The 15224-nt window shown below is 48.4% G+C and carries 11 protein-coding genes; 1 reads left to right on the forward strand and 10 read right to left on the reverse strand.

The features are described from left to right. Nucleotides 1–47: 47 nt before the first annotated feature. The 5 genes from EJL04_RS13110 to EJL04_RS16430 form a co-directional block, all read right to left on the reverse strand. Nucleotides 48–506, reverse strand: a complete 459-nt coding sequence (locus EJL04_RS13110) for a hypothetical protein (RefSeq protein WP_125105220.1) — start codon at nucleotides 504–506, stop codon at nucleotides 48–50. A gap of 173 nt (nucleotides 507–679) precedes the next feature. Further along, a complete protein-coding gene (locus EJL04_RS13115; protein ID WP_125105221.1) occupies nucleotides 680–1276 on the reverse strand; it encodes a hypothetical protein in 597 nt (198 codons plus the stop codon). Between the two features lie 43 nt (nucleotides 1277–1319). Continuing rightward, on the reverse strand, nucleotides 1320–1577 hold the full coding sequence (locus tag EJL04_RS13120) for a hypothetical protein (protein WP_053398936.1): 258 nt from the start codon (nucleotides 1575–1577) through the stop codon (nucleotides 1320–1322). Between the two features lie 123 nt (nucleotides 1578–1700). Further along, nucleotides 1701–1958, reverse strand: a complete 258-nt coding sequence (locus EJL04_RS13125; protein ID WP_125105222.1) for a hypothetical protein — start codon at nucleotides 1956–1958, stop codon at nucleotides 1701–1703. Between the two features lie 245 nt (nucleotides 1959–2203). After that, nucleotides 2204–2380, reverse strand: coding sequence for a hypothetical protein (locus EJL04_RS16430; protein WP_162207773.1), 177 nt, complete (start codon nucleotides 2378–2380; stop codon nucleotides 2204–2206). 369 nt (nucleotides 2381–2749) lie between these two features. On the opposite strand from EJL04_RS16430, the gene EJL04_RS13130 reads away from it, so the two are divergent. Beyond that, nucleotides 2750–4336 carry a tetratricopeptide repeat protein gene (locus EJL04_RS13130; RefSeq protein WP_125105223.1) on the forward strand — a complete coding sequence of 529 codons (1587 nt, stop codon included), beginning with the start codon at nucleotides 2750–2752 and terminating at the stop codon, nucleotides 4334–4336. Between the two features lie 349 nt (nucleotides 4337–4685). On the opposite strand, the gene EJL04_RS13135 is transcribed toward EJL04_RS13130, so the two are convergent. From EJL04_RS13135 to EJL04_RS13155, 5 genes are all read right to left on the reverse strand, one after another. After that, nucleotides 4686–5207 (reverse strand): ferritin, encoded by a 522-nt coding sequence (locus EJL04_RS13135; protein ID WP_021853677.1) that lies wholly within the window; start codon nucleotides 5205–5207, stop codon nucleotides 4686–4688. Between the two features lie 1049 nt (nucleotides 5208–6256). Continuing rightward, nucleotides 6257–7606 carry a hypothetical protein gene (locus EJL04_RS13140; protein ID WP_125105224.1) on the reverse strand — a complete coding sequence of 450 codons (1350 nt, stop codon included), beginning with the start codon at nucleotides 7604–7606 and terminating at the stop codon, nucleotides 6257–6259. Then, nucleotides 7603–8100, reverse strand: coding sequence for a hypothetical protein (locus tag EJL04_RS13145; protein ID WP_125105225.1), 498 nt, complete (start codon nucleotides 8098–8100; stop codon nucleotides 7603–7605). Before EJL04_RS13145 ends, EJL04_RS13140 begins: the two co-directional genes overlap by 4 nt. 338 nt (nucleotides 8101–8438) lie before the next feature. Further along, entirely contained in the window at nucleotides 8439–10136 is a 1698-nt protein-coding gene (locus EJL04_RS13150) for a helix-turn-helix domain-containing protein (protein ID WP_125105226.1), read from the reverse strand. A gap of 449 nt (nucleotides 10137–10585) precedes the next feature. Continuing rightward, on the reverse strand, nucleotides 10586–14941 hold the full coding sequence (locus tag EJL04_RS13155) for a CHAT domain-containing protein (protein WP_164511776.1): 4356 nt from the start codon (nucleotides 14939–14941) through the stop codon (nucleotides 10586–10588). Between the last annotated feature and the right edge of the window lie 283 nt (nucleotides 14942–15224).

Raw genomic sequence — 15224 nt, forward strand, 5'->3', positions numbered from 1 at the left:
TCTGTGCATGGCTCTTGGCGTAGATGTGCTGATGTGGCCTGTAGGTGCTATCCGGCGTATGTGAAATAAAGCATCATGGCACCGAACAGCAGCCACAGCACATTGAACACAATGTCTGACATGCGCCTGTCGGGCTTTCTCTTTGTCAGTGTAAGCAGCCCCATAAGGCCCCTTGCAGCAAACAAGGCATAGACCATTGCCCCAAGCGTGGCGTTGTCCCGGTACATTGTCTCAGCCATAACAAAGAGCAGGATTACCAAAAACGAAAAGCATCTGAACACCTTGACATACGCATTTGGCTCTTCTGTGTCTTTGTCTTCTTCATTTCTTACTTTATTAACCATATTCAGCGCTACTGTAATCACTGCCAGAATGAGAAAGAAGTAAAACGCTGACGAGTCAAATCCAACAATCAGACCTATAGCTATCGGAAATAAAAATATCGAGTAACTGCCCAGTGCGTCTTTTGTCCTGCCGGCAGCGCAGCACAGATGTAATGGTATCATATATAATCTCCTCTTTCTTTTTTAATCATTGAATCTGAACATAAACACATGATGCAGACCTCATGCCACGGCTAATGCCGCCCGTTCTCGCAGCCATGCCTGCTTATCTATGCCGACATTGCTATTCATGCCGGTGCGTTATTAATGCGTTATGCCTGATAAATGCACGTGCGTCATCTGCCGTCGCGCATCAGCGCGACAAGATATACGGCAAGCGAGGCCACAAGCACGGCTACGGCAAGCAGCACAGCCCACAGCCATGACACATTAAGCGTAAGCTGCCAGAACTTTACGGCAGAGGCCATAAACGCAACTCCCGACACCATGTCGGCAGTGTCGTTGCCAAAGTCTTTCTTCTTGTGCATACTTGTCATGATAAACGCGAGCGAGCCAAGCGCCACTACTGCGCTCGCCGACACCATAAACCAGCGGCCGGAGGCCAAGCCCACGGCATCTATAATGCCTATAGCCGACCCCATGCACGCAAGCAGCAACAGTCCGTTGTAAAGCCGCCCGGCTGATTTTCTCAACATTCTGTATACAAGGGCTACGGCAGAAACCGCAAATGCCGCCAAATAGAAATATGACGAAGGCATGCCCAGCGTTACGGCCGCAACCTTTAACAGCTTGTATGCGGCAAAAAAGAACACCAGTTCCAGGCATAAGTCCATGCTGTCGTGGCTAACCTTCTTGCGCCGTCTTGCCACAAACGCCGCCACAGACAGCACCACGGCGACGCCAAGACCTGCGATTAAACTTAAATTGCTCATATTATGTTTCCATATTTCATTTCTGTAAATCTCTTCGTCTCCCTTATTCGATGTACGTAGCCACAAGCGCCAATCCGCCTAACAGCAGCAAAATCACATTGAACGTAATGTCTAATATGCGCCAGTCGGGCTTCCGCTTTTTAAACGTAAGCAGACCTATAACTCCTTCCGCAACAACCAAGATATAGACGATTGTATAAAGCGTGTCGTTGTTATGGAACGCAAATCTTACAACTAAGAAGAATATCAATACTATAGACGAAAACCATTCGTAAAGCCTGGCAAGTGTCTTTTTATTCATAACATTTCTGTTTAATGTGTTAATAACGATTTTAGGTAAAACACATCCGCCTGCGGTTGTGTCTACCTTTAAATTCTATTGTGCCGTTAAGTCTTTTGCATTTGCATGCTCTCTTCGTCTGCCTTATTCGATGTATATTGAATAAAGCATCACTGCACTGTACAGCAGCAACAGCGCATTGAACACGATGTCAAATATGCGCCAGTCGGGTTTCCGCTTTTTAAACGTAAGCAGTCCGATAAGTCCTATTGCCGCGAACAAGACATAGGCGATTGTATTAAACATAGTGTTACCCCGGCACGTGAGATCGAATATCAAGAATAAGCCGAATATTAAAAACGTAAACCAGCTGAACAACTGAGCAAATGTGATTTTATTCATAATTATATCTGTTTAAGGTGTTAATACATAACTTTGGGCAGGAACATCTCCGCCTGCGGTTGCGTCAATCATTAATTTTCATGGTGCCGTTAAGTCTCCGGCCTTTACGCGCCATAAGGCTGCACTGATTTCTTTTTACGTTTGAGTATTCTGAAGTCATTAGTTTATTCAAAAGGCAAATCTACAAAATTATTTCCATGTTTCCTAATATTCGCGCCATTTTCGTGCATAATTATTCTAATCCGCTACATAACGACGATACAGCCCAGCGTGTAAGAAACGTTCATGTGCCTTTTGGAATTTCCATACATCGATAATTGTGTGGACACTTCCGACCAGATGTCTTTCTTTACTTGTCCCCTTGCACATACGCAAAAACACAATCCCAACGTCATGCCGACGATAAATATTATTCTTCTCATAACCAATGTTTTTTTATTATTAAAAATTTAACTTACAACAATTCAATATCCTATCCGCCGGCGCAGCCGATAAATCTCAAAAATAACTTTGACAAATTCTTTTTCTTCGACTCATTCTGCCTCCGTCGCTTTTGTAAAGTTATAAAACGCAAAGCCATACTGCCAAACTTTTATCCATATTTTTTCTGAGCGCGTCACATTTTTATTTTGGGTTTAAATCTTTGATTATCAATGTTGTACATATAGAAATGCAACAAATTGAAACACAAAAATGTGACGCTTTACGGCATTGACAACAAGCAAAAAACTCATAAAAACTTGCACATAACAGAATTAATCAATAACTTTGAGCATCTGAAAAGCCACAACATGAAACACATTTTGACTATAATATTTCTTATCGTAACAATCGCTGCATGCCAAAGACACGGCAATGTATATGATTGTCTTGTAAACGCAGACAGCCTTATCGACAAAAATAAGGACAGCGCAGCAATAAGACAACTTTTGACAATCAACAAAAGCGATTTGAAAACAGATGAAGAACGGGCATACTATGGTCTGTTGCACGACATGGCAACATACAGACTCATGTTTCCGGTTGAATCAGACTCCGGCATAACCTATAGCGTAGCATATTACAGAAAAACGGCCAACAAATATAATCTGGCAAGAGCATTATACTATAAAGGTATGATTTCTTTTGAGAAGAATAATATAAATGTTGCCTTAACTTGTCTGAAAGAAGCCGAACATCTTGCGTTAAAAGTAAATGATGCAAAATTATTAAGCAGGATTTATGCCAATCTTGGCACAATAAATACCACTATTGGCAATCAAAACACGGCTCTACATTATGAAAAGAAAGCACTGGCGCTTGCCGAAAAGCGCAAAGACTGGGCTTTGACTTGCCTGATTTTGGATAAAATTGGAAATATTTGCACTTCACTTAATATGCTTGACAGTGGTGCATATTATACAGAAAAATCAATACCTCTTGTTAAATATTTAAGAGATGAAGAAAAAGTTGATGTTCTTACAGACATCAGTGCCGAATTCTCTAACCAGGGGAAATTGAGTAAAGCAGAGAAATACGCCAAAATGTCTTTATCAATAAAGCCCACATCATACGCTTACTACATTCTTGGCTCTATATATATTGAACAAGGAAAAGAGAGCGAAGCGTTTGAACTGTGGAACAGGGCAATGAGCAAAGGCAGCCCTATAGTGAGGGCAGAAGTTATGTCGTGGATGGCAGATGTTAAAAAAGAACAGGGAGAATATCGCGAGGCTGCCGAACTGATAGAAAAGTCGAAGGCGATGAAAGACAGCATTGAGCAAAGCAAAAACACGGAAAAGATGCTGAGCCTGCAAAACGAAATAGACAAGGCAGAGGCCGCGCGGCAGGCTGACATGAAGCTGAAGACGGCGGCTGTGGCGGCAACGGTGGCAGTGGCGGCACTCGCGCTGCTGCTGGTGGTTCACCGAAGAAAGATAAACCGAAGCAAAAAACGGCTCGGCGAGATTGAGCGGCTAACCGACAGATACAGAAAGGAGATAGACGAGCTGAGCCTGTCGAAAGACGAGAACGAGAGAAAGATTGGCAGCCTGAGCCGCAAGCTCGACACGCTCAGGGAGCAGAGAGCGGCAATAATAGGACTGGGACAAAGGCGATATGAGGAGATTATCGGCGGAGGAAACACGGCCGAATGGAAGAAAGCCGACTTTGAGGCAGCCGTTGAATACGGCCGCACGCTGATGCCCGAAGACATAGCCGCCATAGAGAAGAGCCACAGGCGGCTGACGCCATACAACACGTTTTTCCTTATGCTGCCCCTCGCCGGCCTCACTGACAGCGACATCCAGCGTGCCATGAACATGACGGCGGGCGCCGTAAGGACGATGAAATACAGGTTGAGGAGAAGCCCCCTCAACTCCCCCCGTGGGGGAGCTTAGGTTAGCCTTGATGGTGTAGGCACTTGTTGTAGTGTGGCCGTGCAATGGCTCCGTGGAGGAGTTTAGGTTAACCTTTATGGCGTAAGTGGCTTTATCATGGTTTAATGCATTCGGTATGGTGATGTACGCATTGTTGTTATGTTGCAATGCAAAGGTTGTGTATTGATGATTTTGGCTTGTCTTGTCCTTGCAAGCTGGCTTTGCTGTGGCTGTGTGTCAGCTCAGTGTCTGCGAGCGTTGGTTATATGGCGATGCAAGTCTTGGCAAACCGGCAAGAAAAAGCCGGAGAACAAGTTTATTCTCCGGCTTCCCCTGATTGTTTTTATTAAGATACCTGCTCTAAATTTAATTAGAGAGAACCATTCAACGGTGCGGCCTGTGTGTAAGTTCTTGCTCCGAGCTCCTTGTCGAGCATGTATATGCCGTATCCGTTATCTTTAATCATCTTTATGTTGTCTATAATGGTCTGGGCTGTTTCTTCCTCCTCAACCTGCTCGTCGATAAACCACTTCAGCATGCTCTGTGTAGCAAAGTCGTTCTGCTCGTGTGTCAGCGCATACAGGTCGTTGATCATGCCCGTAACCTTCTGCTCGTGCTTCAGCGTGCTCTTGAACACATCGAGAATAGAGTCCCATTTTGTCGGAACCTCGTCGATGGCCTTCAGCTCCACGCGTCCGTTGCGAGAGTTGATGTAGTTAAACAGAATCTTGGCGTGGTCTTGTTCTTCCTGAAACTGCACCTCAAACCATTTTGCCATACCCGGCTGGCCTTCTGCGTGGCAATAGGCAGCCATAGACAAATACAAATATGCCGACCACATCTCGGCATTAATCTGCGCATTGAGCGCCTCTTCAACCTTCTTATTCAACATAATTCCTACTTTTTTTATTTTTAATAGTTCTGTTTTTCATTTCTCGGATATAGTGAAAGGCGAATGCATTGCAAAAACAAAAACTTTGTTCCTGATTTTGTATTGCCGAGCCGCATCCTATATTATGCAAATATAGCGAAAGGCGAATGCATTGCAAAACAAAAACTTCGTTCCTGATTTTGTATTGCCGAGCCGCATCCTATATTATGCAAATATAGGAAAAATAAATCATACGGCAAGCTATGCTGTATATTTATTATTTTTTTTTAGCATTATTGCAGTTTTTGCTGTCATCATGCAATGCCGCTTCGGCAGTAGCGGCAGGCTGCCTGCAACAGAAAACTTTTTTATTTTGACGCTCTCAGAATGCCGCTTTTCTGCGCCGGCCTTGCTTTTTGCCCGAAAAACGCAGAAAACGGGCCTTTCTGTCAATGTGCTGATATATAGGCATTTATGCCGGTTGAAGAGAAAAGACGTGTGTGTTAAAAAACATTACTCGGCCACTTAGCATGTCTAAACGATAGGTTTAGCAATGAAAAGTGGCACTGTTTGCAGTGCAAAACCTGCGGTTTTAACCTCCGAAACAGGCATTTCGGGCATGAAAAAGCAGCGTAAAAGCAAACGTATGTTAAACAGATGGCCTCATGCAGCCCTTCTGTTTAACATACGTTATACGTCGGATTTCTATTTCACAGAAAACTCTATACATAAATTTTGTAAAGAGTTTTCTGTGGTGACAATGCCTGCCAGACATGCAGTTTGTGGGGTAAGTCATATTGATGAAACCCGGATAAGATGCCAAATAAGTCCATTATGGCAGAAGTGATATTCATCGCATGCGGCCTTGCCATGCAGGTCTGTCATAATTCTGCGGTTGTCGTAGAATCATGGTCTTGCCGGCTCGGCCGGCATTTATGGCCTTGCAGTAAAGCCATATTATGCGTTGGCACGTTTCCGCGTATCACGCTGCTATGCCGTATAGGCAATGATGCTGTATTTTATGTCATGTGTCGGTATGGGCATGCCCGGCAGGCTTAATGAGTAGGCAATCACTTGCAGACCGCTCTTACGGGACATCCGCTGAAGCGGTTGCCTGGCATCAGGCTTGTGGCATAGTCGCGGTATCCCACAAACTGGTAGGCCTGGTCGCTTGTGCTGCTTGGCATGTTTGCAGTCCAGTAATAGAAGCTGATGCCGTTGCCGGAAATGTCCTCGTTGATGTAGATTCCGGCAGCAGGCAGGAATATGCTGTTGTTGTTAGACGCCGTAACGAGATATCCGTTTACGCCGTTCTGTGTGGTCCATGTCCATGTGCAATATTGCATCAGCTCTCCATACTGCTCAAGGGTAGGTGTGGTCCAGTTTTCGCCCAGCTCGTGCGCTGCCATGTCATAGCCTGAGCCTTGTATGTCGTACACGTTGACGGTGTCGTTCATTTCTTCTGCAACGTTATAGTAAATCGACTCGCGCTGTTCGCCCACAGGTTCAAAAGTCTGTGTAGCAGCATCGTAGAAAGAATAGTTCTCCTTGCTGTATGTGTCCTTCACTTCAACTTCAGCCCATGCATAGATGTTGCCGGCCTTTTCGGGCGATGTGGCTCCTATGTTCATGTTTGCCCACTTGGTTCCGCTTGGCAGGGCCATGTCTACGGCTTCAAACTTCTTTGTCTCCATATAGTTGCCTATAACCGGGCGTATGCCGTATCCATAGTATCTGTATGCACAGGCGTCGGGGTCTAAAGAGTCTTCCATGTCCTCGCCCGGGGCGATGAACAGTGCATAGCCTAAATATTCGGGATCTTTGTATCTTGATGAAGACCAATAGTTGCCTATTACGCCTACCGACTGAATGTGGTCTGTTATGACGCCGTTGAACGGTATGAATATGCTGTTGCCGTTCTTTCCTGTCACTTTATATCCCCTCATGCCGTCTTCTTCGGTCAGTGTCCATGTGCAGTATTCGGCAAGCTCCTTATACTGTGCGCATGAAGGTGTGCGCCACTGTCCGCCCCATTTTACGTGAGCAACGTCAATGTCCGTATTGCCGAAGTCTAAGGAGTCGCCTTCCCATTTAATCCAGACCTCGTTGTCGTAATCGTACAGAGTGTAGTTCTCCCATGAATACAGGGTGTGAGTCTCTGTCTCTCCCCATCCGTAATAGTTGCCCGGCTCCGAAGGCTTGCTGGCGCCCACGTTGAAGTCGGCCCATAGAGTGCCGCTCGGCAGTCCGAGGTCAACAGGAGTGCCGACAGGCATATCTTCCTCAAATGTTATCTGCTTTACATCGGCTGTTGGATATTTTGCTATTGTGCCGTCATTAAGTTCCACGCGCATCACGTTTTGTGCTGAAGCGGTAATGCTAACGATTATTCCGATTAATAGTATGATAGATTTTTTCATTTTCTTGCTATTTTAATTGTTGAACGTCCTGCTTTTATGATATAAATGCCCCTCTCCATTCCGTTTAGCGAAATGTCAAGCGAGCCTGACTCCGGGATTGTGTATTGGCTGATAAGAACTCCGTTTACCTGATAGAGGTACACTTTCATTCCTTTCTCGAAGCCTGATAGCTGCGCTCCGTCAGCATTGACGGTTATGCGGCCTTGCTGCTCTTCAGACAGGGTCTGCTTTATGTCTGTAGTCTGCTTGTCTATGGTTATCCTGTCTATGTCGGCCCGTGCCACTTCTATGTTCACGTCGGTGGCGGTAAGTATCAGGTTTTCTTCATTGTAAGTGATAACCGGTTTGCTTGACAGCAGATAACAAGTTTTTTCACCGTTTGTGTACCACAGTACGACAGACTCGTCCCCCGTGTCGCCTGCATGGCAGATATGGCTGTACGAGAACAGGGCTATCGCCACGAAAAGCAATTTGATTTTCTTAAAATGTTTCATACACTTGCGTTTTTTTTAATTAATTCAGATGGAAATAAAATTCCAGAGACAATGGCCAATCGTCTGCGCAAATTTAATTTGGAATAAGATTTAAGAATGAAGAAAAAAGTGCTGAAAAAGCGCAAAATCACGATTTTGCGCTTAAATTATGCGTTATTTTCCCGTTTTTAGGTGAAAAACGGCAGAATAACGTTATTGTATTGCAAGCTGATCGTCTGCTTCGTCTGCAGTTTTTGTCTGTTCGTTTTTCTGCATAATACAGTCAGCTGCGTAAGAAATCCTGTAGCTGACTTTCTATAAAGCATCTCTGTCTGTAAGTCTGCCTAATGTCCGCAGGCCTATGACTGCTCGGCTGCCCTGTTCTTCTTGTCGGCCAGCTGCTGATATTTTGACGGGAACAGACCAGTAACCTTCTTGAAGGCAGTTCTGAAGCTGTTAACCGACTTAAAGCCCACGCTGTTGGCTATAGCCTCCAAGGTCATGTTTCCGTAGTTGTCTCTGTCGCTTATGCGCTTGCAGGCTTCCTTTATTCTATATTCGTTTATAAACGTGTTGAAGTTGTTGCCCGTAAGCTGATTTATCACCTGCGACACGTTTTTGGGCTGCTCGTTCACCATCTGTGCAAGCCTGTTCAGGTTAAATTCATAAGAAAACACTTCAGAGCTTGTGTCAAGCACGGTTCTTATTTCCGACATGAGCGCATAGCTCTTCGACTCATTGATGGGATTGCCCTGATACTTTCTCGAAGGCGCATCGGCTCCTATTCCGGCCCTGTCGAGCCGTTCCTGCCTTTCGCGCTGTTCCTGTTCAAGTATCTCCTGGTTTTTGTTGAACAGCATCTCGTTGTTTATCCGCAGGGCCTTATTGCGCCGGTAAAGCTCCACCAGAAGCACCAGTATTATCACCACGACAACGGCGCATAGACCTATTATGTAGTTCTTTATGGTGTTCATCATGTCGGCCCTCGTAATCTGCTCGTCGAGCTTGTTGATCTGGCTTAGAAACTGTATGTCCTTTACGCTTGCCAGCTGCTGATAGTTGAGCAGCGTGTCCTTCAGCTGATAGAACTTGTTATGGTAAGTATTTGACCTTTCGGCTTGTCCTGCCTTGCTGTAGTATCCTGCAAGCAGCTCGTAGCATTGCAGCTTGCTGTCTTTAAGGTCAAATTTGTAGCTCAGGTCAAGTGCCTTCATGGTGTATTCGGCAGCCTCTTCGTATTTTTTCTGACAGGCAAGCGTTCCGCCGATGTTTACAAACATTAGTATGCGGTTGCGGATATAGTCTCTTTCTTCGCTTGTATGGGGATATTGCTCCTTGAAGTATTGCAATGCCCTGTCGTAGTCGTTGTGTTCCTTTGCAATGACGCCTTTATAAAGGAGAGATGTGTATTTAAAAAGATTTGCAGGATGTAGAGATTCGGTTGCCGCAAACTGTTTCCATTCTCCGGCAAGGCTGTCCATGCAGTGAAGCGCCGCACATACGGTGACCATATTGCCGAAGCTGTTGATTATTCCATTGGAGTCTTTCTGGCGCAGACCTTCTCTGAAGGCAATGCGGTAAGCGTCAAGCGCCTTCCTCATCAGCTTTTCGTCTTTGCCTTCTTCCGCCAGGGTCTGATAGAAGCAGCCTAAGTTTAGCTGTATCTGGGTTTCGCTGTGATTAATCTCATTGGCTATGTGCTGTGCGGTGATCAGCGCATCATAAGATTTTGCATAGTCGAAATACGTAAAGAAGCGGATATACCATAATCCGTTGTAGGCGCTTATAACCTTTATCTTGTCCTCGTCGGTCATGTCCTTGTTATATCTGTGCGTGACAATAGTCAGGCAGAGCATGGCGCTGTCGGTGTTTACCCCGTTTACGAGGTATTTTTCGGCCTTTTTGAGGAGGACGGAGCTTGACAGTTTTGAATAGGAGCTGTAATTCCTTAATGAATTGTTGCTGCCCTGTGGCGCTGCTTCTGCAAACGGCATTATTGCCATAAGCATGATAAAAATGAAAATGCTTTTAAGCGGCTTGATGTTTTTCGTATTCATTGTCTGTCTTTATATAGTCATTTGTAGGTTCTGATTAACTCTGTCCACATATCCGTGTTATGCCTGTTTCCTGTTAAGGCTGAGGAGATGCCTGAATGCATGTCCTCGCTTTTTATGTCTGTTCTCTTTTTGTCTTGTTGTGTCAGACAACAGAATAATGGTATTGTTGTTACAAATAAAACCGGCAGAGCGCGCCCGGACAGGGCAGGCTTCTTGGGCGTGGCTTATAAAGGCATTTTATGTAATTACCGATATATGTTGTAAAATTACTAAAAATTTTCTTTGTATACAAGAAATGCATTTATTTTCAACTCCTAATCCTTGCGGGCACGGCATGAAGCCTGCCGGTTTGTCAGGTTCGTTGTGTTTGGCCGTATAAGTTTACGGCCGTTGTTCACCTAATAATATTATTGCCTGACAATATATAAATTGCCTCTTTGCAACGCTGCCTATTCGGCGTCGAGCAGCACGAAGGCAGCCCAGAAGAACGGGCTGGGGTGGGTGGCGCGCAGGTTGGCCACTGCCAGGCTGAAAGCCTCGTGCTTGGAGCGGCCGCCGAGCCACAGGCGATAGAAGTCTTGCATGAAGAGCGACGTGGCGCGGTCGTTGACGTTCCATAGCGACAGAATCATCGACCTTACGCCAGCCTCCTTAAATCCGCGCTGCAGTCCGTAGACGCCCTCAAGGCTGTAGTCGCCGAGCGCCGTCTCGCATGCCGAGAGCACCACGAGGTCAGTGCGGCTAAGGTCGAGCATAGACAGCTCGTTGGCCGTCATGATGCCGTCGTTGCCGTCGGGCTTCTTTTCGCCCATCCATGTGGCGTTGGCTCCGGCAAAGGCCAGTCCGCTGCGCTGCATCGAGTGATAGCGTCCGCCGGGGTGATTCTTCAGGAAGGCGTTGCTTTCAACGTTTTTCTCGCTGATGTAGAAGCCGTGCGTGGCCAGGTGTATTATGCCCGGGCTGTTGTCGTCGAGCGCGTAGAAGTTGGCCTCGGTGGCGTTGTCGCCCATATATTTGTCTATGGCTATGCCTCCGGCAGTCATGTTTTCGGCAATGGTGTCGGTCTCTGCCCGTGTTTCGGCCAGGTCGGCAAAGGCCACCGACAAGGCTGCGCGTGAGCCGTCGGCGTTTTGTGTCATGCTTTCGGGCATGTTGCCGTAGTTTATTCCGCCGAAGAGCGCTGCCGAGCTTATCTTGCCTGTTCTGCCTCGTGTGGCGAGCAGGGCCGTGGTTGACAACTGATGAAGGTCGTAGCAGTCAGCCAGACAGCTGTCTGCCGACACAGGCAGTGCGGCGAATGCCACGCGGTTGAGGAATGCCGTGGGCGAATAATACACCGTCTTTATGCCCTCAAGCTCGCCGGCGAGCGGTGCCCATATCAGGTCGTAGAGCTTTGAGCGCCCGTAGGTGTAGAGCCGTCGGGCCCGCGTCTCGGCAGGGAAGTTGTCAACCCTGCTCAGCGTCTCGTAGCATTCGGCGGCGTTACACAGCCTTACATACCGCGGCCGCTCGCAGCCGGGGCGCACCACGAGCGCCATGAGCGAGCTGTCGCCCAGCACAAACTCCACTGCCGCCTCCTTATCCTTCAGACTGCTTCTGACATCCTGCCATGACACCACGCGCATGGTGTCGGCACGAAACTTCACGGTCTGCCTTGACAGCCATTTCTCCAGCCTGTCTATGCTGCGCTGCATCTTGGCGTGTGCCCACGATGATGCCGAGTCGGTCATGTCCATGCTCATTGCCCTCTTCTGCTTGTTCAGCATGTCGAGCGTGTCGAGCTTGGCTGCAAGCGCCTTGTCGCCCGAGCGCAGGATGGAGCGGCGCAGCCTCTCCCACGAGTGCAGCAGCAGACCCTTGTCAAACAGGGCTGCGTCGTATACGTCGGCAGCAAGCTCTGCGGGGCGGCGCGACAGCATGTCGTTGAGGCGTATGCCCGTGTTGCCGTATGAATTAAGAAACTCGGCGCGCTCGTTAGACGACATGAAGTCGAAGTTGGCAAGCACATACGAGCGTATGCGCCCTGCCTGTGCCACGGCAGTCTCAACGGCCTCGTCGTCGTGGTGCAGCGTGTTGGCAAGGAAGGCCATCCTGTCGCCAATCTGAAGCTTCTCGAACGTGCTGAACCTGTCGATGTGCTGACAGCACCGCTGCGTATGTTCGTATGCCTTCTGCCAGTTGCTCTCCCTGATGTAATATTCGGCCATGGCATTGTCTGCCTGCCAGGGTGTGCCGCTTGCGGTGTATGCCTCTGCCATGAGGTTAAGGTAGTGCAGCTCAAGCTGCTTGTCGGCTTCCACCTTGCCATACCACTTCATAAGACTGCTGACTATGCTCAGCCATGTGGGAGTGGCGCGATAGTCGTAAGGCTTGACATATTCGGGAAAGTCTTTCTCTATTTTGTGCATCAGCGGCAAGGCCTGTTCTTTGAACATGCTCATCATCCTGTAGAAAAACTCCTTGCCCTTGCGGTATTCGGCAGCCTTTTCTGAAGTCTTGCCATATTCTTCCGCGCTGCTGTCCATTTGAGTCTTGCCTTCGGCCGCGGCGTCGAGCGCCACGGTAAGTATGCGCAGTGCGTAGTTGTAAAGTATGTCGGGCGACTGTCCGGTGCGTTCATACACAGACGCTATTATGGGTATCTGCTCCATCACGGCAGGCAGATACTGCAGCAGGTCGTTGGGCGTGCGCCAGTTGATGATGATAAACCTGTTCCACAGGGCTTCAAGATAGAGGGCCGACTCCTGCAGTCCGGCAGCCTCGATGGCAGCTATGTTCTGTTCGTTGAACAGTTCGGCCTCGTGGTCGTTGCCCTGAAAGAAATAGAGGCTGAACAGCTCGTTGTTGAAGTCGAACAGCGTTGCGTCAAGAGGTTCGCACAGCTGCGAGGCCAGTTCCCAGCCCTTTCGCAGCGCCTTCTCTGTCAGGTCGTGACGGTTGAGATAGTTATAGTAGTGAGCCAGAAGCATGTAGCCCCTTACCGTTTCGCTGTTCAGGTCGACGGTGTCAGCCATATACAACTTTTCAGCCTCGCCGAAAACGTCGGCAAGCCGTGCCGTGTCGGTAATATGGGCGTTGAGCATGGACTGGCCGAGCAGCAGGCGCGTGTATGCCCGGTCGTAAGGCAGGTCGCGCAGCGCGTCGAGTTTCAGCAGGGCGTCAAACTGTCGTATGGCTCCGTCATAGTCGCCTATGCTGTTGAGATATAGTCCGTAGTTGAGCAGCGGCATCGTGGGCGGAATGCCTACCTCTGCATAGAGTTTCAGCGTCTTGTCGTATTCGCGCCTTATCGTGTCGGCCGACTGAGAGTAATACTGCGCATATCCAGCCGTTTCGAGCTGTATGTCAGCCGTTATGGGCAGCGCCTTTCCGCCGGTAAGCACGTCGAGGTCGCCGGCCAGTCGGCGTGTTATGGCCAGTGCGTCCTGCGTCCGTCCGTTCCTGTTGCATGCCTGCGCCAGTCGGCGTGCCGCCGCAAACAGCCGCCATGAAGGCTTTAATCTGCGGTCGAGTGCCATGGCCGTAAGTTCCTGCAGCCTCGATGCCAACGTAGTAACGTCGCTCTTCTCGTATGCCTGCATGAAGCACATCTTGTCCATGATATATTGTCCCGGGTCGTCGGCGTAGGTGATGCGCGCCGTGGCGTCATATATCTGCTCCATCTTCATCACGTCGGCCACTGACGATGCACCCGCAGCCATGCCCAGGTTGAGCCCGTAGATTACGGGCAGCGACAGATACGCCCTAGAGCTTGCGCCGTAGTATCCGGCGTAAGGTTCAAGCTCGCCGGCATATTTCCAGTCGAATCGCAGCGGATATCCGTTGGTTGCCGCTATATAGTCGCGTATGGCCTTCATGTCTGTTATCATCGGATGTCCCTGCGGCATCTTGCTTTCGGTTATGGCCACCACGCTGTCGGCAGCCGCCACGAGCGCAGCCCCGTCGCCCGGTATGGCCCCTGCCATCAGGCAGTTTATCCACGGCACCATCGTGTCGGGACTGTCGTTGCCCAGCAGCCGCCTCAATATGGCGAGGCTCTCTCTGTAATAATAAGGCGAGTTGGTTATAATCCCGGTAAATGGGATGATGTCGTAATGTGTTGTGTCGATATCCTTGTCGGCAAACAGCACGCTGTCGGTTGCCTGCTTGAAGTCGTTGTCAAACTCGGTGCGCTCTTTCATTATGGCCAGCATGTGCATCATCTCTGCCTTGCTGACCGTTTCAGGATGACTCTTGTAGAAGCTCAGAAAGTCTTTCTCGAGGCCGAATATCTCCCTTATGCGCATAGGGCTTTCGCCTTCAACATAGCTGTAGAGCAGGTGCTGGCGCGCTATCTTGTAAAGCAACTGCGACTCTTCGGCCGTGGCTATGCCGTCTACGAGACTTATCGCCCGCTCTATCGTGGGGATACAGGCACTGTCGTAGTATGAGCCCTGCAAGTTGGCAAGGTTGTAGAGCGTACGCGCCAGCGCCTCGGGACATTCTTCCGAATATCGCTCGGCTGCGTCGGCGCAGGCCTTCAGCGCTGCCATCTTCATGCTGCCTTTCGGGTCAAGACGGTTGGACGCCAGCATGTCTGCATAGTCATTCAGCACAGGAACAAGCCTTGCAGCCGCCCTTATGCGCTCTGTTGAGGCTTGGCTCCTGTCGAGCGAGCTTACGGCGTCGGACGCCTTCATTATCAGCATAGCCTCGTCATGGGCATCGGTTGCTTCGGTGTTTCGGGCATGCAGTACGCAGACTGTTGCCAGGCATATCAGCACGGCGACAGACAGCTTATGAAGATTTATACGGAATGGCATCATGGCATGAAAATCTTTAGTTAGTAAAAAAGTCGGACCGAAAGACACGGCAAGACAGATAATATCCGCAAATTTATGATTATACGAACGTTTCTTGTGTCGGCAACGCATCGCCAACGTCTTTACAAAGATACGCTTATTTTTTGACAACACGCAAAAAATGCTGCCCCAATATGCCTTGTTTGTGTCCTTAAGGTAGCTGCGGCTGGCAGTTTTAACCGATATGTAACATAAAATTAATTATTTAAGGTGAAATTAATGCTGAAGTAAGAAATTATTTTCGTAA

Source organism: Prevotella marseillensis (assembly GCF_900625065.1).
GTDB classification, from domain to species: domain Bacteria; phylum Bacteroidota; class Bacteroidia; order Bacteroidales; family Bacteroidaceae; genus Prevotella; species Prevotella rara.